The following is a 20,400-nucleotide window of genomic DNA, read 5'->3' on the forward strand; positions in this document are numbered from 1 at the left end:
AGCCCTTATCAGGCGCTGAAGGGCGTGCGGCAGTCAGGTTCAGGGCAACGAAAGGTTGTCGTGCTGTGCCCCTTCATTCCAGGGGTTTTTCATGAAAACAGTTCTTCTTGCTTCGACCTTGATGCTTGCCGTTGCGGGCAGCGCGCTTGCCGCCGATGTGGTTGCCCACGAGCCGGCGCCGGCGGAGGCACCCGCTGGTTTTGTCTGGACCGGTGGCTATGTCGGCCTGCATGGCGGCTACGCCTGGCTCAATGGTACGGTCGATGTCGCCACGGCCGAACGGCCCTTCGATATCGATGGCTTCGACAACGGGCTGCTGGGTGTCCATGCAGGCTACAATTGGCAGCTTGGCGGCGGTTTCGTCGGCGGTATCGAGGTTGACCTCTCGCATGCCTGGACCAAGCGGGACTTGGTCGTCCGTGTCAGCGTTCCCGATTTCCCGCCGATGGACATTCCCGTCGAAGCCGGGACCAACTGGCAAGGCAGCGCGCGCCTGCGCGCCGGCTATGCGATGGACCGTACGCTGCTTTTCGCGACGGGCGGCGTTGGCTTCGCCAATACCTACGTGAAGATGCAGGCCTATGACGAGAGCAAGACGTTCCTCGGCTGGACAGTGGGTGCCGGCATCGAGCACGCGTTCACCGACAACTGGATCGGCCGCCTCGAATACCGTTATGCCGATTTCGGTTCGGAGACGTTTCCGGGCGACATCAAAATCGGTCTCAACGAGCACACCGTGCGCGCCGGCATCAGCTACAAGTTCTGACCGGCACTGCCCGACTAGAAAAGAGCCCGGCTTCATCGCGCCGGGCTTTTTTCGTCATGGAACGGCTGGTCCGGCTGGACCTCACTCGGCTGGCAGGCTGCGCACGAATTCGACGCCGTCGATGACAAGCAGGTGTGGCTCGGGTGCGGCGGCGATGCGCTGGACGCCGTCGCTGCAGGTAAACACCGGCCAGCCGCTGTCGGCGCACAGGATCTCGACGAACCAGTTGCCGAGCTGGTCGGTCAGGCTGATGCGCAAGGCGCCGTCCTTGAGGCGCCGTGCATGGGAGCCGTTGGTTGCAGTCCAGGTCCAGGGTCCGCCGAGAGGCGGCCGGGAGAACATGACAAAGGGATAGGTCCTGGGCGGCAGGTCTTCATATTCGGCCGCCAGGCGATAGCGCATCATCGCGGTGGTGTAGTCGGCGGCGATGGACGGCCAGCGCGCATAGAGCATGCCGACGCCGTGCAGATGCGGATCGACAAGCAATTGGCGAGCACGGCTCTCGGCAGCATGGGCCGCCGTTGCCATGGCGACGGCGGCGATGGCAGCAAGCAGCATTGCGATGCGTCGCGACATGTGCCCGGGCCTCAGAGCCCATCCCGGATAGGAACGAGCGCTCGTTGGAGCGTGACCTTGCCCGCGAACCTGTTTCCCAGTTTTCGGGAAAGAATCAGTCGACATCATTGTCGCCGCTTGCCGTAGCGGGATCAATGGCGGGATGATTTCTGCCTTCGGACCGCAACAGGGCAGGGCCGATCGGAAAAAATCTTGGGAAAATTGAATCGGGATGAAAACCCCGAACGCCTCCTGCGTTCGGGCATCAGGTCGATGCCAGAACCTGGTGAAGCGCGCCAACAGGCTGGCGTCCAATTCACCCGGTCCCGAAAGCCTGATGCTTTCGGGCTAGCAATTCGGGGTTGCAGACCGCCTTTTCGTCAGGCGGCGGCTCTTGCCCTGAAACGGGGTATGCTTGCCAGCAGCAGATCCTTGTCACGCACGCCGCTACGATAAAGCTTGAGGAGCGTCCTCGCTATCTCGCTTGCCCAGACGGAACTCGGGTCTTCGCCGCGTTCGTGGCAGATCTGGTCGAACACATGCTGAAGAAGCGCGAGATCCCTGGGATAAATCGGGGAGTTAGGCTGGGTGAAAAGTACGTGCTCCATAGTCTTCTCCCATATGGTGTTTGTTCTTTTGTCTTATGCTTTGCTGCTGAGTTTTTGCCTGCTTGCTGCCGCGGTCAGCAAAGCTGATCGCGATCAAGAACCAAATCCGCGCTCATGCCCTTGGGTATAGAACGAGGATAGAGTTCAGCATCGTCACGTATGTGGAAGCATCTGCCGCAGGCGATCGCATCAATATGCCTCCTTGAGGCAAAGGTTGCATGCAGGCGTGGGTCATTTCAGGGCAGAAATTCTGCTCTACAACCTGTGTGATGTCGAGTCACTCTGGGTTGCAACGGAGTTGCAGGAAAAGGTGCTCAAATGAAGGTGAAAGGGCCCGCCAGGAGGGGGACGGCAGGCCCTTTCTGGACGTGGCTGAAAGGAAAAGACCACGCCCGGTGTGCCAGAACGCAACTCTTCGGGGCGGGAAATGGTTCCCTTCAGACGCGCTTGCTTTACATCAGGACATCGACAGTGATCATTTGCCTTCATCATTTGTTCACCATCAACTCCCCACCATTCATGTGCGCAATGTATCGAGTGCGCGTCTTTGGCAACGCCCGGCGGGCTGCACAACCCTTCGCCCGCCGGTGCGCCTCAGGCCCCTGACATGGCCTTCCCAACGCTGCCTGCATGACTTAGCCTGACGCTATCGCCGCTGCCCACTGGCTCGCCGGCGGGATCGCAGGAAAGGCATAAGCTCTTGGCTGAAATGACCATCATCGTCGAATTCGAGACAGTGGACGGGGCGGAGGAGCAGTTCCTCGACCTGATCTCGGAACACGCCCGTGCCTCGCTGCAGGAAGAGCCGGGCTGCCTGCGCTTCGAGGTCATCAAGCCGGTGGAGCGCGACGGCACGCCGATCGCGAACAAGGTGATGGTCAACGAACTTTATGCCGATGAAGCGGCTGTTGCCGCGCATGAGCGGAACCCGCGCATGCCGGATGTGCAGGCGGCACTTTCGCCCTTGCTCAAGTCGCGCCGGCTGATCCTGGCGCGGTCGCTCGGCCTCGTTGATCCCAATGGCGGCATGCGGCCGGAAGAGCTCAACGCGGCCAATGACGATTAGCGCAGAGGTTTCAGGCCGACCTGGCACCGCTCGTGGCGATTTCCCGGTTGCCCGATGCTGACGTCGCGGAAAGTAAGCGCAGGTCAGGTGTGGTTTTTCGTGGTTTCTCGCTCCAGTTACATTTGCAATTGCTGATGTGCGGCGCTGCGATGTTAAGGTTAGTCAGTCGTTAATGCTTCTGCGGCAAGGTTTGTCGTGGCGGTCTGCGGGGGAGCAGCATCGCTCCATGCATGCAGGGCTGACGGATGCGGAAAATTCTGGGCTCGGACGTCAACGATCCGACCGGCGGGCCGGCCAATGAGCGGGGGCTGACGAACGAGGCTGGCGGCGCGCGGGCCCTGGACGATCTCGACCTGCCTTATGCCGATCTCGAACGCACCATCGAATCGATGAACATGGGCGTGGTGCTGGTCGATGCCGGCCTCAACGTGCAGTTCATCAACCGGGCTTTCCACGACATCTGGAGGCTGACAGTCGGCCAGGTCGTCGTCGGCTGCCCGTTCAGGGCGTTGATGGACATCAATCGCTACAGCGGTGTCTATGCCGTCGCCGACGCCGACTGGGAAAGCTACGTCGCCCTGCGCGAGTCCGAGATTGCGGCCGGTGATGTCGCGCCGCGTGAATTCCGCCGCGCCGACGGCTGTACCATGATCTATTCGGTCACTGCCCTGTCCGGCGGCAAGCGGCTGGTTTCCTATTACGACGTCAGCGAGATGAAGCGCCGTGAGGTCGAAGCGGTCGAAGCCCGCCATCGGCTGGCCGAAGTGCTGGAATCGCTGCCGGCCGGCGTCGTCATCTATGACCGCGACGACCGTTTCGTGCTTGCCAACCGCAAGCTCAAGAGCGCCTTGCCGGCACTCCATGACGTACTCACCGAAGGTCGCACGCTGCGCGACAGCATGGTGGCAGCGCAGCGCTCGGGCTACTTCCGCGACACCAGCGACGACGACCTTGATGCCCTCTATGACGCCGATCCTGAGGCGTGGGTCGAGGGCATGATGGAACGCTATCACTCCAGCCAGGCGGTGCGGGAGCGGCGCAATCCCGATGGCCGCTGGTACCAGATCTTCGACCAGCGGCTGGCCGACGGCACCTTCATCGGCGTGCGTGTCGACATCACCGAACTCAAGCAGCGTGAGCGTGCGCTGCAGGACTCGATGCGCGAGAACGAGGTGTTCCGCAGCCTGATCGACAATGTTCCGGTGTCGATCTACGCCAAGCATGACGACCTCAGGCTGATGTATGTCAACCAGGGCTGGTGCGAGCTGACCGGCTATTCCAAAGAGGAAGCGATCGGCAAGACCGACCTGGAGATCTTTGGCCCGGAAGGCGAACCCTTCATGGAGGCCGACCGCGAGGTCATGCGCCGCGGCACGACTGTCGAGATCGAAGAGACGGCAACATGCGCCGACGGCATGGTGCGCCACCAGTTCGCGCGCAAGAGCGCGATGGTGGCCTCGGACGGTTCGCTCTATTTGATCGGCTCGACAACCAACATCACCGAGCTCAAGCAGCGTGAAGTCGAACTCGAGGAAGCGCAGCGCCGGGCCGTGCTGGCCGACCGCGCCAAATCCGAATTCCTTGCCAATATGAGCCACGAAATCCGCACGCCGATGAATGGCGTGCTCGGCATGGCCGAGCTTCTGGCGAAATCCGATCTCGACCCCAAGCAGAAGACCTTCACCGACATCATCGTCAAATCGGGCAATGCGCTGCTGACGATCATCAATGACATCCTCGATTTCTCGAAGATCGACGCCGGCCAGCTGGTGCTCGACCCGATCCCGTTCAACCTGTCGGAGGCGATCGAGGACGTCGCCACGCTGATGTCGACGCGGGCCAAGGAGAAGGATCTCGAGTTGATCGTCAGGATGCAGCCCGATCTCCGGCATCTCTATGTCGGCGACGTCGGCCGCATCAGGCAGATCATCACCAATCTGCTCGGCAACGCGGTGAAGTTCACCGATTCCGGCCATGTGCTCGTCGACGTGACAGGCCGCAGCGACGGCGAGCAGACCAAGCTGCATGTCGCGGTGACCGACACCGGCATCGGCATCCCCGAGGCCAAGCTCAAGCTGGTGTTCGAGAAGTTCAGCCAGGTCGACGCGTCATCGACGCGGCGGCACGAAGGCACCGGCCTCGGCCTTGCCATCACCTCGCGCCTCGTCGACATGATGGGTGGCGAGATTGGCGTGGAGAGCGGTGAGGGGGCGGGTTCGACCTTCTGGTTCTCCTTGACCCTGCCCAACGCCGGTCGGCTGGAGACGCGGCCGGCAGCACTGATCGACGTCACCGGTGCGCGCGTGCTGATCGTTGACGACAATGCGGTCAACCGCACGATCCTGACAGAACAGATGCTGTCGTGGGGCTTTGATTCCTGTGCCGCCAAGAGCGGCGCTGAGGGACTGCAGGTGCTGCAGGCCGCGCAGGCGATGGGCATCAATGTCGACTGCATCGTGCTCGACTACCAGATGCCGGGCATGACCGGTGCCGAGATGGCCCGAATCGTGCGGCAGTCGCCGACCCTGTCGGACACGCCCGTCGTCATGCTGACCTCGGTCGACCAGTCGCTTTCGGGTCCTGGGCACCGCGATCTCGCAATTGATGCCCAGCTGATCAAGCCGGCGCGCTCGTCTGCTCTGCTGGAGGCGCTGGTCGCGGCGATCCAGCGCAAGCGGGCACCCAACCTCACACCGGCGCAGATGGTTGAAGCTCAGGTGCCGGCTAAGCTTCCCAGCAGCCCTGCGCCGCAAGCAACGCGCCTCCGCGGCGGCCAACGGCCGGGCGGCGATGGCGGGCTCGACATTCTCGTTGCCGAAGACAACGAGGTGAACCAGATGGTGTTCAGCCAGATCCTGGCCGAGACCGAGCTCAGCTTCGAGATTGTCGGCAATGGCCGGCGCGCGGTTTCAGCCTATGGCGAGCGTCGTCCCAAGATGATCCTGATGGACGTGTCGATGCCCGAGATGAACGGGCTCGAGGCGACGAGCGAAATCCGCAAGCTCGAACGCGGCACCGGCATGCGCGTGCCGATCATCGGTGTCACTGCGCACGCACTCAAAGGCGACAAGGAACGCTGCCTCGAAGCCGGCATGGACGACTACCTGCCCAAGCCGATCAGCCCGCGGGCGCTGCTCGAAAAGATCGAGCGCTGGTCGTGGCAGGACGAGGAGCGCCGCGGCGCCGTCTGACCCGAATCCGGAACCCACGCTGGTCCGGCGCTCGAAGACTGTGGAAATGTGACAGCCGGCGGCGACAAAGTCCGGCCTGCCGTTGGGTCGGCGGCTTGCTTTCGTTGCCTGCCTGTAGTTTGCCTCGCGCCGGCAAAGGACCGAGGAAACGACCCCTTCAGCGCCATGCACAGCAATCGTTACAGGGGTGACACGAAACTGTCATGCAACTGTAATAGAGGGGGGCTATTGGCTCACCGGGCGCCGAGGAAAGGCGTCATAAGAGATACTCCAACAGGAGCAGGCCCCAATGAAAAAAGCTCTTCTCACTGCGTCGGCTGCTGCCTTCGCGATCGCAGCCTCGGCAGGTTATGCCTCGGCCCGCGACCAGATCCAGGTCGTCGGCTCGTCGACGGTTTTCCCGTTCACCACTGCGGTCGCCGAGAAGCTCGGCCAGGGCGGCAAGTTCAAGACCCCGGTCGTCGAGTCGACCGGCACCGGCGGCGGCATGAAGCTGTTCTGCTCGGGCGTCGGTGAAAACACCCCCGACTTCACCAACGCTTCGCGCGCCATCAAGTCCGGCGAGATCGAAAGCTGCAAGGCAGCTGGCGTGACCCCTGTCGAGATCAAGGTTGGCTTCGATGGCATCGTCATCGCAAATGCCAAGTCGGGCGCTCAGGTCGACCTGACCAAGGAGCAGATCTTCAAGGCACTGGCCAAGAATGTTGCCATCGACGGCAAGGTCGTTGCCAACCCCTACATCAACTGGGCTGACATCGACGCATCGCTGCCGGCTACCAAGATCGAAGTGCTTGGCCCTCCGCCCACATCCGGCACGCGCGACGCGTTCGTCGAGCTGGTCATGCTCGAGGCCTGCCAGGACGAAGTCAAGGCCGCCAACGAGAAGGCCTGCGCGGAAGTTCGTGAAGACGGCGCTTACGTCGAAGCTGGCGAAAACGACAACCTGATCGTGCAGAAGCTCGAAGCCAATTCCAACGCTTTCGGCGTGTTCGGCTTCTCCTTCCTCGACCAGAACGCTGACAAGCTGCAGGGCCACAAGGTGGACGGCGTCGAGCCGACCTTCGAGAACATCGCATCCGGCGAGTACAAGGTGTCGCGTTCGCTGTTCGTGTACGCCAAGAAGGAACATGTCGGCGTGATCCCCGGCATGCAGGAATTCATCGCCGAATATACGTCCGAAGGCGCCTGGGGTCCTGAGGGCTACCTCGCCGACAAAGGCCTGATCCCGCTGCCGGACGCTGAGCGTGCTTCGGTTGCCGAAGCTGCAAAGGCTCTGAAGGGCCTGGGCTCGTAATCAGTCCCACCTGAGACCATCCCGGACGGCCGCTCCGTCCGGGATGTTTCTTTCTTCGCGGGTCCGGCCGAGGTCGGGGCACCCGAGTGCACCTACGAAAACAGCGGTCCAGGATATCACCGAATGGTCACCTATCTGGTCTTTGCGCTTGTCGCTCTTTTCATAGCTGCATATTGGCTTGGCCGCTCGCGATCGCTCGCGACGGTTGGTGGAGAAATTTCCAAGCTTCACTCCTTGCCCAGCACGCATGGCATGTTCCTGGCGCTGGTCAGCGCAGGGCCAGCCCTTGTTGCGCTCATCGTCTGGGGCATAGCCACGCCAGCCATTGAGGCCTCTATCGTCAAGAGCCGGTTTGTCGCAGAGCTGGCCACGCTCGGCAAGCCCGAGATAGAAGCGTTTACCCGCGATGCCCGTGCGATCGCTTTCGGCGGCGTCGTCGGTTTCACGGACGCCACCAAGGAAGCGGCCGCCGAAGCTTTCAAGTCGGTTCATGCGACGAGCAGCTGGTTGATCCTGGCGCTCTGTCTGGCTTTGGCCGCCGCAGGGCTCTATTTTGGCTACGCCAAGATCGCCCCGGCTTTCCGTTCGCGCCATATCGTCGAACGTATTCTCCGCGTTTTCCTGATCATGTGCGCCGCTGTCGCCATCCTGACGACGGTCGGCATCGTGATGTCGCTGATCTTCGAGTCGCTGCGCTTCTTCGCCCAGGTGCCGATCTACAAATTTCTGTTCGGCACACACTGGAGCCCGCAAAGCGCCTTCACCGGTGCCGGCAGCGGGGCCGGCGAGGTCAATCCCGACATCTTCGGTGCGGTGCCGCTGTTTGCCGGCACTCTGCTGATCACATTCATTGCGATGGTCGTCGCCGCACCAGTTGGCCTTATGGCGGCGATCTATCTGTCGGACTATGCATCTCATGGGGTCCGTGCCGTCGCCAAGCCGGTCCTTGAAATCCTTGCGGGCATCCCGACGGTGGTCTACGGCTTCTTCGCCGCACTGACTGTCGCCCCATTCTTCCGCGGCATCGGCGAGAGCCTGGGGCTCAGCGTTGCTTCCGAATCGGCGCTGGCGGCGGGCATCGTCATGGGCATCATGATCATTCCGTTCGTGTCCTCGCTTTCCGACGACGTCATTAATGCCGTGCCACAATCGCTTCGCGATGGGTCCGCTGGCCTTGGCGCAACCAAGTCTGAAACCATCCGCAGGGTGGTCCTCCCGGCTGCCTTGCCGGGCATTGTGTCGGCAATGCTGCTGGCAGTCAGCCGTGCCATTGGCGAAACCATGATCGTCGTCATGGCGGCAGGTCTTGCGGCAAACCTCACAATCAATCCGCTCGAAGCAGTGACCACCGTCACGGTGCAGATCGTGACGCTGCTCGTCGGAGATCAGGAATTCGACAGCGCCAAGACACTTGCCGCTTTTGCCTTGGGCCTGGTGCTGTTCTGTATCACGCTGACCCTCAACATCGTCGCGCTGCGCGTCGTCAAGAAGTATCGGGAACAGTATGACTGACACGACCTCATTTCCGGCCGTGGCTGCACGGCCGCGCAGTGTCCACACCGACGATGCGGCGAAGGCAAGGCTGAAGGCGCGTTACGCGGCAGAGCTGCGTTTCAAGTGGATAGGCGCTGGTGCGGTGGCGCTTGCGGGCCTGTTCCTGATCATCCTGCTTTCGACCATCGTCACACAGGCGTGGCCGGCACTGCGGATGAACTACATGACGCTGCCCATCGATCTTTCGGCGGCAAAGGTCGACCCGGCGAAGCCCGGTGAGGCGAACTACGACGCGCTTGTTCAGGACGCGCTCGCCGCCAAGGTTCCGGGAGCGACAAGCCGCCAGGACCGTCGGCTGGTGCGCGGCCTGGTGTCGACAGGGGCCGGTGTCATGCTGCGCCAATCGGTCGAAGCCGAGCCCTCCATGCTCGGCAAGACGGTGGACTATGCGGTGCCGGTCGACGATTTTGCAGATCTTTACCTGAAGGGCCTGCTCGCGGGTACCGGAAGCGTCCAGGCGCTTTCCGGTTCGGTGACGCCCTCGGCGGCCGCCGGCGATGTAGGTCTCACATTTTCCAGCGACGCAATCCTCGCTATGGCGCGTGATGCTGGCGCGACCGAAGAGAACGGCGTGCTGCGCCTGACGACGGGGGCCAAGTCGCTTCTGGTCGAAATGAATGGCGCAACGATCAAGCTCAGCGAAGTCGCGGCCGCGCCTGGAGGCGGCGCCGTCGCAAAGGGCCAGGCCATCGGCAAGCTCGATGCAACGACCCCTGCCGCCGACGGAGCTGCCAAGCTTCGCGTCATCGACATGCCGGAAAGCTCGCGCAAGATCGGCGACAAGGAAATCGTCTGGCTGGACGGGCTGAAGGCACAAGATCTTGTCGAGAGCCGTTTCAATTCGATCTTCTTCTTTACGGGCGCGAGCCGCGAGCCCGAACTCGCAGGCGTCTGGGGTGCGGTGGTGGGCTCGTTCCTGACCATGATCGTCACCTTGGCGATTTCCTTCCCTATCGGCGTTGCCGCTGCCCTCTATCTCGAGGAATTCGCGCCGAAGAACCGCTGGACCACGCTGATTGAAGTGAACATCAACAATCTGGCGGCGGTGCCCTCGATCGTCTTCGGTCTTCTCGGTCTTGCGGTGTTTCTCAACTGGTTCGGGCTGCCGCGTTCGGCGCCGTTGGTGGGCGGCATGGTGCTTGCGCTGATGACGCTGCCGATCATCATCATCGCCTCGCGCGCTTCGCTGCGGGCGGTCCCACCTTCGATCCGTGAGGCTGCCCTTGGCATTGGCGCATCCAAGGTCCAGACGGTGTTCCACCATGTCCTGCCGCTGGCGATGCCAGGGATCATGACCGGAACAATTCTCGGTATGGCCCATGCACTTGGTGAGACCGCGCCTCTCCTGATGATCGGCATGGTCGCCTTCATCGTCGACATCCCGGGCGGCTTCACCGACCCGGCCACCATCCTGCCCGTACAGATCTTCATGTGGGCGGATTTCCCCGAACCGGGCTTCCAGCAGAAGACGTCGGCAGCAATCCTGATCCTGCTCGCATTCCTCGTGTTGATGAATGCCATTGCCGTGATCCTGCGCAAGCGCTTCGAGCGGCGTTGGTAGACAAGGAACATCTTGCTATGAACATCATGACCGAAAAGACCCTCGAAGAGGTAGTGAGCTCCGAGATGAACAAGCCAAACGAAGCCATCAAAATGCGCGGTGACAAGGTCATCGTGCACTACGGCGAGAAGCAGGCGTTGTTCGGCGTCGATCTAAATATCCGGGAGCACCAGGTGACGGCGCTGATCGGCCCGTCGGGCTGCGGCAAGTCGACCTTCCTGCGCTGTCTCAACCGCATGAACGACACCATCGACAGCGCTCGCGTCGGCGGCAAGATCACGCTCGACAATGAAGACATCTACGATCCCAAGATCGATGTCGTCGAACTGCGTGCCCGCGTCGGCATGGTGTTCCAGAAGCCGAACCCGTTCCCGAAGTCGATCTACGAGAATGTCGCTTACGGCCCGAAGATTCATGGCTTGACGCGCAGCAAGGCCGAGCTCGACGCGGTTGTCGAGTCCAGCTTGAAGAAGGCGGCACTTTGGAACGAGGTCAAGGATCGTCTGACTGAGTCCGGCACCGGCCTGTCGGGCGGGCAGCAGCAGCGCCTGTGCATCGCGCGCGCCATCGCCGTTTCGCCCGAGGTGATCCTGATGGACGAGCCGTGTTCGGCGCTCGACCCTATCGCCACCGCCAAGGTCGAGGAGCTGATCGACGAACTGCGCGAGAACTACACGATCGTCATCGTCACGCACTCGATGCAGCAGGCGGCGCGCGTGTCGCAGCGCACGGCGATGTTCCACCTCGGCTATCTCGTCGAGGAAGGCCCGACCGACAAGATGTTCACCAACCCCGACGACAAGCGGACGCAGGACTACATCACCGGCCGCTTCGGCTGAGTGGGTTTCGTCGCGGCACACGATACGAGGAAGAAATCATGGGCGAACATACAGTCCGGTCCTTCGACGAAGAACTTCAGCACGTCGACCAGCTCATCCGCGACATGGGCGATCTTTCCGGCGCAATGGTGGCCGGCGCCATCCGCGCGCTTCTCACGTCCGACCAGGCACTGGCGCAAAACGTCGTTGCCGACGATACGATCATGGACGCCAAGCAGCGCGATCTCGACAATTCGGCGATCACGCTGATCGCCAAGCGCCAGCCGATGGCGCAGGATTTGCGCGCCGTGGTCGGTGCCATCCGCATGGCGGGTGACCTCGAGCGCATCGGCGACCTCGCCAAGAACATTGCCAAGCGGGTCGGCGCCGTCGGCCAGTCGCCGACCCCGCGCAATCTCTCGCATTCGATCGATGCGATGGCGCAGCTGGTGCTTGGCCAGGTTCGCGGCGTCGTCGATCTCTATGTCGCGCGTCAGGCCGAGGGCCTGAAGGATCTGCGCGCCGACGACCAGAAGATCGACATCCAGTACACCGCCGTGTTCCGCGAACTCCTGACCTACATGATGGAAGATCCGCGCAACATCACGGCCTGCACGCATCTGCTGTTCTGCGCCAAGAACCTCGAGCGCATCGGCGACCATGTCACCAACATCGCCGAGAACGCCTATTTCGTCGTGACGGGTACGCAGCTGCCGCTGAACCGGCCCAAGGTCGACGAGACCACGACGACGGTTCCGGCCTGAGCATTTCCGCAACCGCATGCGTTTGGCGCGGGGGCGCTGCATAGGTTAAATCAGCGCATGGTCCAGAAGCGGCCATGCGCAAGGACAAGGTATAGCCAATGATCGCTCCCAAGGTCATGGTCGTCGAAGACGAAGAGCCGCTGGGCGTGCTGCTTCGCTACAATCTCGAATCCGAAGGCTATCAGGTCGAGGTCGTCACGCGTGGCGACGAGGCCGAGATCCGGCTCCAGGAAAACGTGCCCGACCTGCTGGTGCTCGACTGGATGGTGCCGGCGCTGTCGGGTATCGAACTGTGCCGCCGGCTCAGGATGCGTCCCGACACCGAACGCCTGCCGATCATCATGCTGACGGCGCGGGGCGAGGAAAGCGACAGGGTGCGTGGCCTTTCGACCGGTGCCGACGATTATCTGGTCAAGCCGTTCTCGACGCCGGAATTCATGGCGCGCGTCAAGGCGCTGCTGCGCCGGGCCAAACCCGAGGTGTTGTCCTCGGTGCTCAAGGTCGGCGACATCATGCTCGACCGCGAGTCGCACCGCGTCTACCGCAAGAAGAGCGAGATCAAGCTCGGGCCGACCGAATTCCGCTTGCTCGAATTCATGATGCGGCACCCGGGCCGCGTGTTCTCGCGCAGCCAGTTGCTCGACAATGTCTGGGGCGAGACGATCTATATCGATGAGCGCACCGTTGACGTGCATGTCGGGCGCCTGCGCAAGGCGGTCAACAACGGCCGCATGCCTGACGTGATCCGGACCATCCGCGGTGCCGGCTACGCCATCCGCGAGGACTGAGCCGCTTCGGGCTCTTTTCCGCTCAGCTAGGCGACGTCGGCACCGGCACGGCGTGGAGCCGTGCCTGCGGCAATGATCTCCTGATCAACGGCAAGCAGCGCGCGCATCATCGCGCCCTCGCGTTTGAGTGGAACCTCGTTGGGTTCGGTGTCGAAGGAGATCGCCTTCGAGTGCAGCCCGCCCGCCGTCTTGGCGATGGCCGCGCGCACATGTGGCTCCATGATGTCGAAGGCGGTTGCGCCGACGCCGACGAAGGCGAGGGGGGCGGGGTCGAACAGCGCAAACATCGAGCCGAGACCAAAGCCGATGGCTTCGCCGGCCTTGCGGAAGGCCTCGCGTTCGGGGCCATCATGGTCACGTGCCGCATCGGCCACGGCCCTGATGTCGTCGTCGGACAGGTCGGCCAGCGGCTCGGCATTTTCGTCGCCAACCCTTGCGTTGCGCCAGATGGCGTAGTTGCCGGCATAGGCCTCGATGCAGCCGCGGCGGCCGCAGCGACAAAGCGCGCCGTCCGGGCGATGGATCATGTGGCCGAACTCGGCACCCGACGACTGCGTGCCGGTGAACAGCTCGCCCTTGATGACGAGGCCCATGCCGATGCCGTGCGAGAGCAGGATGGCGATGAAGTCGTCGCGATAACGCATCGGATCTCGCCAGCGGAGGGCCTCGGCGATCATGTTGCAGTCGTTCTCGACCGAAACAGGTACGCCGAACTCCTGCTCCAGCCGGTCGGCGAAGGGGATGTCGTCGTAGCGGGTGATCGGAGACCACAACAGCTTGCGCGAGGCGGCGTCGGTGATGCCCTGGACGGCGATGGCGATGCGTAGAACGGCGCCGCCCGAAGTGCCGGCCCTGTCGATCAGGCGCCGGACCATTCCGACGCATTCGTCGACCAGCGCCTCGGCAGGCATCTGCTGCGTGACAAGCCGCCGGGTCTCTTCGGTCACGGTGTTGCCGGCATAGTCGATGATGGCGGCGGACAGGCTGTTGAGCGAGAGCACGACCGCAACGACAGACGCAGCGTCGGCATCGAGCATCAACCCGACCTGCGGCCGCCCCCGTTTCATGGAGACGGGTTCGCTGAACTTGGCCTCGGCAAGGATGCCTTCTGATATGAGATCGGAGGAAATAGTCGAGATCGTCGAATGGCTGAGGCCGGTGGTGGCGGCGATTTCGGTGCGCGATGGCTGGCTGGCTCGGCGAACCGCGGATATAACCATGGCGCGGTTGCGCCGTCTCAGATCGTCGTGACGTATGCCGACCGACATGTGCTCGTCTTCCTCCCGGCGAAGCGCTGCCCTTCTTAAGCGGCAGTCCCTTACGCGCCAAGTGATTGTGACAGAGCCAGCGCCAAATGTCTCTATTTATTTCGGGCTCCGAAAAAAATAAGGAGCGCTCGCGAAACCATGTTGACAGTGGCCGGGCATTGAGTCAGTATTTTTTCGAGGCTCGAAAAAAAGAGCTTCTCCAAGGGCTATCGCGAAGTAGGCGCGCCCATTGGGCGCAGGGAGGAAATAATGAAAAAGTTTACCACCGCCATCCTGGCGGGCGTTGCCATGACTCTGTCGCTTACGGCAGTGACTTCGGCAAAGGACAAGGTCATCGGCGTCTCCTGGTCGAACTTCCAGGAAGAGCGCTGGAAGACCGACGAAGCCGCCATGAAGGCCGCCATCGAGGCCGCCGGCGACAAGTACATCTCGGCTGACGCGCAGTCGTCGCCGGCCAAGCAGCTGACCGACGTCGAAAGCCTGATCTCGCAGGGCGCCAACGCCCTGATCATCCTCGCTCAGGACGCCTCGGCCATCGGACCGGCTGTCGACAAGGCCGTCGCCGAAGGCATTCCTGTTGTCGGCTACGACCGCCTGATCGAGAACAAGGACGCCTTCTACCTGACCTTCGACAACAAGGAAGTCGGCCGCATGCAGGCCAAGGGCGTGTTCGCCGCCAAGCCTGAAGGCAACTACGTCTTCATCAAGGGCAGCGGTGCAGATCCGAACGCCGACTTCCTGTTCGCCGGGCAGATGGAAGTGCTCAAGGAGGCCGTCGACGCCGGCAAGATCAAGAATGTCGGCGAGGCCTATACCGATGGCTGGCTGCCGGCCAATGCCCAGAAGAACATGGAACAGTTCCTGACCGCCAACGACAACAAGATCGACGCGGTCGTGGCTTCGAACGACGGCACCGCCGGCGGCGCGATCGCAGCGCTTCAGGCACAGGGCCTTGCCGGCTCGGTGCCGGTGTCGGGCCAGGACGGCGACCATGCCGCGCTGAACCGCATCGCGCTCGGCACTCAGACCGTCTCGGTGTGGAAGGACGCGCGCGAGCTCGGCAAGAACGCCGCCGAAATCGCCTCGCAGCTCGCCGATGGCAAGAAGATGGAAGAGATCGCCAACGTCACCAAGTTCAAGACGCCTGGCGGCCTCGAGCTGAACTCGGTCTTCCTGACGCCTGTTCCGATCACCAAGGACAACCTCAACGTCGTCATCGACGCCGGCTGGGTTGGCAAGGACGTGGTCTGCCAGGGCGTGGCGGCCGGTTCGGTCGCAGCCTGCAACTGAGATCGGTTCGATCCGGTCGGTCAAACGCCGCGGCTTGCCCGCGGCGTTTTTCAAAAGCGCCCGCTTCATGACATGGCGGATTGACCCTATCATGCGCACACCGGCTGCCGCTTAGACGGCTATCCGGTCGGGAGGTAACAATGACAGACACGACAACCAACGCGCCGGCAGACCGAGCGCGAACGACCGAACTCAGCCCGGTCGGACGTTTTCTCAAGGCAACCGAGATCGATACGCGCATGCTCGGCATGGTCGGTGCGCTGCTCCTGATCTGGGTCGGGCTGCAGGTGATTTCGAGCTTGCGCCTTGGCGTCAACCCGTTCGAATTCGACAGCCGCACCTTCCTAACCGCTCGCAATCTGTGGAACCTGTCGGTGCAAGCGTCTGCCGTGGCGATTATGGCGACCGGCATGGTGCTGGTTATCGTCATGCGCAATATCGACCTGTCGGTCGGGTCGGCCGAAGGCCTGATCGGCATGGTGATGGGCTTTGCCCAGGTGCATTTCCTGGTCAAAGCCGTCGGTCTCGAACTTGGTAATCCGTGGATCTGGGCGTTGGCACTTGCCATTGGTATTGCGCTTGGTCTGATGATAGGCGCGCTGCAAGGTTTCGTCATCGCCTACATGGAGGTTCCTGCCTTCATCGTGACGCTGGGCGGATTGCTGATCTGGCGCGGGGCGGCCTGGTGGGTCACGTCAGGCCAGACGATCGCGCCGCTCGATGCCACCTTCCAGCTCATGGGTGGTGGTCCGCAGGGCGCCATCGGAGCGACGTGGAGTTGGATCGTCGGCCTTGTCGCATGCCTGGCTGTGGTGTTCCTGCTGCTGCGTGGCCGCCAGCAACGCAAGCGCTTCAAGTTTCCGCTGCGGCCAGTCTGGGCAGAGGCATTTCTCGGCGCCGTTACCTGCGGGGTCATCCTTGGCGCGATCTGGATCGCCAACTCCTACCCTTGGCCGATCGGTATCGTGCGTCGCTACGCCGAGGCCAACGGCATTACCATCCCTGAAGGCGGCCTGTTCATCGCCCATGGCATCGCCATTCCCGTCCTGATCGCGGTGGCCGTGGGCATCGTCATGACCTTCGTCACCAACCGCACACGCTTTGGCCGCTATGTCTTCGCCATCGGCGGTAACCCGGAAGCAGCCAACCTCGCCGGTATCAACACGCGCTGGATCACCATGAAGGTGTTCATGATCATGGGCGTGCTGGCGGCGATCTCGGCGGCAGTCTCCAGTGCTCGCCTGAACTCGGCTACCAACTCGCTCGGTACCCTGGACGAACTGCTGGTCATCGCGGCAGCGGTCATTGGCGGCACCTCGCTCGCCGGTGGCTCCGGCACCGTTGCCGGTGCCATGCTGGGTGCGCTTCTGATGCAGTCATTGCAGTCGGGCATGGTGCTGCTCAACATCGACACACCGCTGCAGAACATCGTCGTTGGCCTGGTGCTGGTCGTGGCCGTCTGGCTCGACACGCTCTATCGCAAGCGCGTCTAACGAAATCCGGGAGCCAAGATCATGGAACAGACCCGTATCCCGCTCGTCGACCTAAAGAACATCTCCATCGCCTTCGGCGGCATCCGTGCCGTCGACGATGCTTCGGTCGACCTCTATCCCGGTGAAGTGGTGGCGCTGCTCGGTCACAATGGTGCCGGCAAGTCGACGCTGATCAAGATCCTGTCGGGTGCCTACAAGCGCGACGCCGGCACCATCATGGTCCGGGGCGAGGAGGCCGCGATCTCCAACCCGCGCGACGCCAAGAAATACGGCATCGAGACGATCTACCAGACATTGGCGCTGGCCGACAATGTCGATGCCGCCGCCAACCTATTCCTCGGACGCGAGATCATGACCGCCTATGGCACGCTCGACGACGTCGCCATGGAAGCCGAGGCGCGCAAGGTGATGGGCCGGCTCAACCCGCGCTTCCAGCGCTTCAAGGAGCCGGTCAGCAAACTCTCCGGTGGCCAGCGTCAGTCTGTGGCGATCGCACGTGCCATCCTGTTCAATGCCCGCATACTGATCATGGACGAGCCGACGGCAGCCCTTGGACCACAGGAGACGGCGCAGGTCGGCGAACTGGTCAAGCAGCTCAAGGCCGATGGCATCGGCATCTTTCTCATCAGCCACGACATCCACGACGTGTTCGATCTCGCCGACCGTGTCTGCGTGATGAAGAACGGCCAGGTCGTCGGCACGGCCCGCACCGAGGACGTGACCAAGGATGAGGTGTTGGGCATGATCATTCTCGGCAAGTGTCCGCCTGGCGCAACGCCCGGACCGGGGGCAATGCAGATCGCTGCCTGAACAGGCCCTTTGCCGGCTCAGGCAGGCCGCACGTCTGGCTCAATGCACGATCGCGAAAAGCAGTTTCACCTTTGCGCGATCGTGCTTTAATGGTGCGTGGGTGACGCGAGCCAGCCGGAATTGAGAAAGTACTTCCCCAGTCTGATCTTTATCGCCGTGACCCTCGTCAGCCTGACGATGGCCGGGCTCGTGTATCTGGCGACCGTGGAGGCGGCGCGGATCAAGTTCCAGTCCGTCGCCGACGACGCGCTCAACCGCATCGAGGGCAGGCTGGAATTCGACTTTGCCTTGCTGCATGCGACGCAAGCGATGTTCGTGGCGCAGAAGGGCCATCTTTCGCGCGACCAGTTCCGCGACTATTTCGCTTCGCTCGATGCGGAGAAGAATTTCCCCAGCCTGCGCGGCATAGGCTTCCTCAGGCTGATCGAGACCAGCCAGAGCGAGACGGTCATGCGCGAACTGAAGGACGGCTACGGCATCGACCGGGCGCTGTTTCCTGAGACGACGCTGAACTGGCGGACGCCCATCGTGCTGTTCGAGCCGATGAGCAAGGCCAGCCTCGATGCGATGGGCTACGATATGGCAACCGACCCGCTGCGCCGGCCCGCCATCGAATCGGCAATGGCGGCCCAGGGCGAACCCAGGGCGACGGGCAGGGTGCTGCTCGGCCAGGGCGACAACGAGAAGCAGCCCGGGATCCTGGTGCTTTCACGCGTCGACCGCCCGGCGGCAGAAGGTCCGGCACCCGCTGGTTTTCTCTATGTCGCCTTCCGCACATCGGAGCTTTTCCAGGCAGCACTCGGCAAGGCGCCGCTACTGCCGGTGGCGGTGGAGGTATTCGACGGGACGATGGGCGATGACACGCTTTTGTTCCGCTCGCAGGTGCCACCCGATCCCAGCTATGGCAACGAGTTTTCGGTGACGCGCGAGGCCAATGTCGCCGGCCGCAGATGGACCGTCAATTTCAGGCCGAGCACAGCGTTTGCGCCGCCATCGCCGCGTGCCGCGCCGCTGATGCTCGGGGTTTTCGGTCTCGTGCTGGCGGGTGCGATCGCGCTTGTCGCGCGCTATCAGCAGCGCGCCTATGAAGCCGCGGCGCAGTTGCACGAGACGACCGAGAAGAGCCTGCTGGAAAAGGACCTGATGCTTCAGGAAATGAAGCATCGCATCAAGAACTCGATTGCCCGCGTGCTGGCGATGGCGCGGCAGACCGCGGCGCACTCCGAGAACATCAATGACTTCTCGTCGTCCTTCTCGGCGCGGCTTCAGGCAATGGCAGCATCGCAGGACATGCTGACACGCTCGCGCTGGCAAAAGGCCGATCTCAGCGAATTGCTGCGCATCGAGTTGGGCCAGGTGTTCGGCAAGGAATTGCCGGAGGACATGATGAATGGTCCGACGGTCGAACTGGACGAGACGACGACGCAGGCACTTGGGCTGACCTTCCATGAGCTTGCGACCAACGCGTTGAAATATGGCGACGGCGACAACTCGGTTGGCGGCCTGAAGGTGAACTGGCGCATGAACGGCCAGGGCAAGAAACGGCGGCTGGTGCTCAATTGGGCCGAACGCAACGGCAATGGCGTATCGGAGCCTGAGAGGACCGGCTTTGGCACCAAGCTTATCGACATGAACATCACCCGCGAGCTCGATGGCAAGATCATGCGCCGCTACGCCAAGGACGGACTGCTGGTGGAGATCGACATACCCTATCGCGGCTGAACGCCGCGACATCGGCAAGAAGCCCGGTTCACAAAGAAATACCCGGCGAGGCCAGAGCCTTCGCCGGGTTTTGTCTGCAAAGCCGTTTAGCGGCAGCGCGCTGTGTAGATCTGGCCACGGCTGTTGCGGTATTCGCAGTAGCCATTGCGCAGGTTGCGGACCAGCAGGCCCGAGGCCGCGCCGACGGCACCGCCGATGAGTGCGCCCCGGCCGCCGCCGATGAGAGCGCCGGCAACAGCACCTACGCCCGTGCCGGTGGCTACGTCGCGCTCGGTCGTCGTGCAGCCTGAGATTGCAACGACGGCTGCAACGACAAGGATAAGCTTCTTCATGTGGTCAGTCCTCTCACTTTAACATCGCCCGGTGAATACTTAGCGTATCGGTCCAAAAATCGGAATCGTTTTTCCGCTCGCCGCATCAATTCAACGGCTTAGCGTATCCGCATGATGTCGGCTCCTCGGTCTGAAGGGGACAGGCTGATACGCTTGCGCATCAGTGGAGATAGGCCGGCTTGCCGCTCGCCGCATCCGCCGCGACGACGACGCTCGAAACCGACAGCGACGCTTCGAGCATACCGTTGGGCAGCACATTCCAGGTCAGTTGGTCGTAGTCGTCCTCGAGCGCGGGATCGACCTCGAGGCATTTGGCAAAGGCGCGTCTGTCGCGCGATGTGAACGCGGTCAGAACCTTCGGCAACTCGGCCTGGCAGGCGTCATATGCCTCGAACAAGGGCGCTGGCGCCGGTGTCTCGCGGCAACCCGACAAATCCTGCGAGCAGGAAACGACCAACAGAAACGCTGCGATGTGTTCCATGACAAACCACCTCGGCCAAGAAACGGCGGGTGGCGGGCA

Annotated in this window: 18 protein-coding genes; 13 read left to right on the plus strand and 5 right to left on the minus strand. The window is 62.5% G+C overall.

Translation table 11 applies throughout. The features are described 5' to 3' along the window. The first annotated feature begins 91 nt into the window (after positions 1 to 91). Positions 92 to 766 carry an outer membrane protein gene (locus tag N7E70_RS07305; protein ID WP_263005950.1) on the plus strand — a complete coding sequence of 225 codons (675 nt, stop codon included), beginning with the start codon at positions 92 to 94 and terminating at the stop codon, positions 764 to 766. Between the two features lie 81 nt (positions 767 to 847). Here N7E70_RS07305 and N7E70_RS07310 read toward each other — a convergent pair whose 3' ends face one another. Together N7E70_RS07310 and N7E70_RS07315 are read right to left on the minus strand one after the other, a co-directional pair. Beyond that, positions 848 to 1,342 (minus strand): hypothetical protein, encoded by a 495-nt coding sequence (locus tag N7E70_RS07310; RefSeq protein ID WP_067957273.1) that lies wholly within the window; start codon positions 1,340 to 1,342, stop codon positions 848 to 850. Between the two features lie 359 nt (positions 1,343 to 1,701). Then, complete coding sequence (locus N7E70_RS07315; RefSeq protein WP_067957276.1) at positions 1,702 to 1,929, minus strand: hypothetical protein; 228 nt, start codon at positions 1,927 to 1,929, stop codon at positions 1,702 to 1,704. Positions 1,930 to 2,638: 709 nt separating this feature from the next. Here N7E70_RS07315 and N7E70_RS07320 point away from each other — a divergent pair. From N7E70_RS07320 to phoB, 8 genes are all read left to right on the plus strand, one after another. Beyond that, positions 2,639 to 2,995, plus strand: coding sequence for a putative quinol monooxygenase (locus tag N7E70_RS07320; RefSeq protein ID WP_263005966.1), 357 nt, complete (start codon positions 2,639 to 2,641; stop codon positions 2,993 to 2,995). Between the two features lie 245 nt (positions 2,996 to 3,240). Beyond that, positions 3,241 to 6,186: a response regulator gene (locus N7E70_RS07325; RefSeq protein ID WP_263005951.1), complete on the plus strand. Its 2,946-nt coding sequence runs from the start codon at positions 3,241 to 3,243 to the stop codon at positions 6,184 to 6,186. A gap of 289 nt (positions 6,187 to 6,475) precedes the next feature. Further along, entirely contained in the window at positions 6,476 to 7,480 is a 1,005-nt protein-coding gene (locus N7E70_RS07330; RefSeq protein WP_263005952.1) for a substrate-binding domain-containing protein, read from the plus strand. Positions 7,481 to 7,603: 123 nt separating this feature from the next. Continuing rightward, positions 7,604 to 8,992: a phosphate ABC transporter permease subunit PstC gene (gene pstC / locus N7E70_RS07335; protein ID WP_263005953.1), complete on the plus strand. Its 1,389-nt coding sequence runs from the start codon at positions 7,604 to 7,606 to the stop codon at positions 8,990 to 8,992. After that, positions 8,985 to 10,595: a phosphate ABC transporter permease PstA gene (gene pstA, locus N7E70_RS07340; RefSeq protein WP_263005954.1), complete on the plus strand. Its 1,611-nt coding sequence runs from the start codon at positions 8,985 to 8,987 to the stop codon at positions 10,593 to 10,595. The genes pstC and pstA overlap by 8 nt, the downstream gene beginning before the upstream one ends. Positions 10,596 to 10,612: 17 nt before the next feature. Next, entirely contained in the window at positions 10,613 to 11,434 is an 822-nt protein-coding gene (gene pstB / locus N7E70_RS07345; protein WP_067957292.1) for a phosphate ABC transporter ATP-binding protein PstB, read from the plus strand. Positions 11,435 to 11,472: 38 nt separating this feature from the next. Then, a complete protein-coding gene (gene phoU, locus N7E70_RS07350; protein WP_067957295.1) occupies positions 11,473 to 12,177 on the plus strand; it encodes a phosphate signaling complex protein PhoU in 705 nt (234 codons plus the stop codon). Positions 12,178 to 12,275: 98 nt separating this feature from the next. Beyond that, positions 12,276 to 12,965: a phosphate regulon transcriptional regulator PhoB gene (gene phoB / locus N7E70_RS07355; protein ID WP_067957297.1), complete on the plus strand. Its 690-nt coding sequence runs from the start codon at positions 12,276 to 12,278 to the stop codon at positions 12,963 to 12,965. A 26-nt stretch (positions 12,966 to 12,991) separates the two neighbouring features. On the opposite strand, the gene N7E70_RS07360 is transcribed toward phoB, so the two are convergent. Further along, entirely contained in the window at positions 12,992 to 14,233 is a 1,242-nt protein-coding gene (locus N7E70_RS07360) for an ROK family protein (protein WP_263005955.1), read from the minus strand. A gap of 249 nt (positions 14,234 to 14,482) precedes the next feature. Between N7E70_RS07360 and xylF the strand changes: the two genes are divergently transcribed. From xylF to N7E70_RS07380, 4 genes are all read left to right on the plus strand, one after another. Continuing rightward, a complete protein-coding gene (xylF, locus tag N7E70_RS07365) occupies positions 14,483 to 15,523 on the plus strand; it encodes a D-xylose ABC transporter substrate-binding protein (RefSeq protein ID WP_263005956.1) in 1,041 nt (346 codons plus the stop codon). 140 nt (positions 15,524 to 15,663) lie between these two features. Further along, on the plus strand, positions 15,664 to 17,016 hold the full coding sequence (locus N7E70_RS07370; protein WP_263005957.1) for a sugar ABC transporter permease: 1,353 nt from the start codon (positions 15,664 to 15,666) through the stop codon (positions 17,014 to 17,016). Between the two features lie 21 nt (positions 17,017 to 17,037). Continuing rightward, entirely contained in the window at positions 17,038 to 17,826 is a 789-nt protein-coding gene (locus N7E70_RS07375; protein WP_067957308.1) for an ATP-binding cassette domain-containing protein, read from the plus strand. A gap of 120 nt (positions 17,827 to 17,946) precedes the next feature. Then, positions 17,947 to 19,548: a CHASE domain-containing protein gene (locus tag N7E70_RS07380; RefSeq protein WP_263005958.1), complete on the plus strand. Its 1,602-nt coding sequence runs from the start codon at positions 17,947 to 17,949 to the stop codon at positions 19,546 to 19,548. 86 nt (positions 19,549 to 19,634) lie between these two features. On the opposite strand, the gene N7E70_RS07385 is transcribed toward N7E70_RS07380, so the two are convergent. Together N7E70_RS07385 and N7E70_RS07390 are read right to left on the minus strand one after the other, a co-directional pair. Continuing rightward, on the minus strand, positions 19,635 to 19,880 hold the full coding sequence (locus tag N7E70_RS07385) for a YMGG-like glycine zipper-containing protein (protein ID WP_067957313.1): 246 nt from the start codon (positions 19,878 to 19,880) through the stop codon (positions 19,635 to 19,637). 160 nt (positions 19,881 to 20,040) lie between these two features. Continuing rightward, the gene (locus N7E70_RS07390; RefSeq protein ID WP_263005967.1) at positions 20,041 to 20,361 is read right to left on the minus strand and encodes a hypothetical protein; all 321 of its coding nucleotides are present in this window, start codon (positions 20,359 to 20,361) and stop codon (positions 20,041 to 20,043) included. Between the last annotated feature and the right edge of the window lie 39 nt (positions 20,362 to 20,400).

The organism is Aminobacter sp. NyZ550, from assembly GCF_025628925.2.
Classification (GTDB): domain Bacteria; phylum Pseudomonadota; class Alphaproteobacteria; order Rhizobiales; family Rhizobiaceae; genus Aminobacter; species Aminobacter ciceronei.

Bases quoted from the DNA above. Each gene is read 5' to 3' on its own strand.
- N7E70_RS07305 (WP_263005950.1), top strand. From the start codon at position 92: ATGAAAACAGTTCTTCTTGCTTCGACCTTGATGCTTGCCGTTGCGGGC.
- N7E70_RS07310 (WP_067957273.1), bottom strand. From the start codon at position 1,342: ATGTCGCGACGCATCGCAATGCTGCTTGCTGCCATCGCCGCCGTCGCC.
- N7E70_RS07315 (WP_067957276.1), bottom strand. From the start codon at position 1,929: ATGGAGCACGTACTTTTCACCCAGCCTAACTCCCCGATTTATCCCAGG.
- N7E70_RS07320 (WP_263005966.1), top strand. From the start codon at position 2,639: ATGACCATCATCGTCGAATTCGAGACAGTGGACGGGGCGGAGGAGCAG.
- N7E70_RS07325 (WP_263005951.1), top strand. From the start codon at position 3,241: ATGCGGAAAATTCTGGGCTCGGACGTCAACGATCCGACCGGCGGGCCG.
- N7E70_RS07330 (WP_263005952.1), top strand. From the start codon at position 6,476: ATGAAAAAAGCTCTTCTCACTGCGTCGGCTGCTGCCTTCGCGATCGCA.
- pstC (WP_263005953.1), top strand. From the start codon at position 7,604: ATGGTCACCTATCTGGTCTTTGCGCTTGTCGCTCTTTTCATAGCTGCA.
- pstA (WP_263005954.1), top strand. From the start codon at position 8,985: ATGACTGACACGACCTCATTTCCGGCCGTGGCTGCACGGCCGCGCAGT.
- pstB (WP_067957292.1), top strand. From the start codon at position 10,613: ATGAACATCATGACCGAAAAGACCCTCGAAGAGGTAGTGAGCTCCGAG.
- phoU (WP_067957295.1), top strand. From the start codon at position 11,473: ATGGGCGAACATACAGTCCGGTCCTTCGACGAAGAACTTCAGCACGTC.
- phoB (WP_067957297.1), top strand. From the start codon at position 12,276: ATGATCGCTCCCAAGGTCATGGTCGTCGAAGACGAAGAGCCGCTGGGC.
- N7E70_RS07360 (WP_263005955.1), bottom strand. From the start codon at position 14,233: ATGTCGGTCGGCATACGTCACGACGATCTGAGACGGCGCAACCGCGCC.
- xylF (WP_263005956.1), top strand. From the start codon at position 14,483: ATGAAAAAGTTTACCACCGCCATCCTGGCGGGCGTTGCCATGACTCTG.
- N7E70_RS07370 (WP_263005957.1), top strand. From the start codon at position 15,664: ATGACAGACACGACAACCAACGCGCCGGCAGACCGAGCGCGAACGACC.
- N7E70_RS07375 (WP_067957308.1), top strand. From the start codon at position 17,038: ATGGAACAGACCCGTATCCCGCTCGTCGACCTAAAGAACATCTCCATC.
- N7E70_RS07385 (WP_067957313.1), bottom strand. From the start codon at position 19,880: ATGAAGAAGCTTATCCTTGTCGTTGCAGCCGTCGTTGCAATCTCAGGC.
- N7E70_RS07390 (WP_263005967.1), bottom strand. From the start codon at position 20,361: ATGGAACACATCGCAGCGTTTCTGTTGGTCGTTTCCTGCTCGCAGGAT.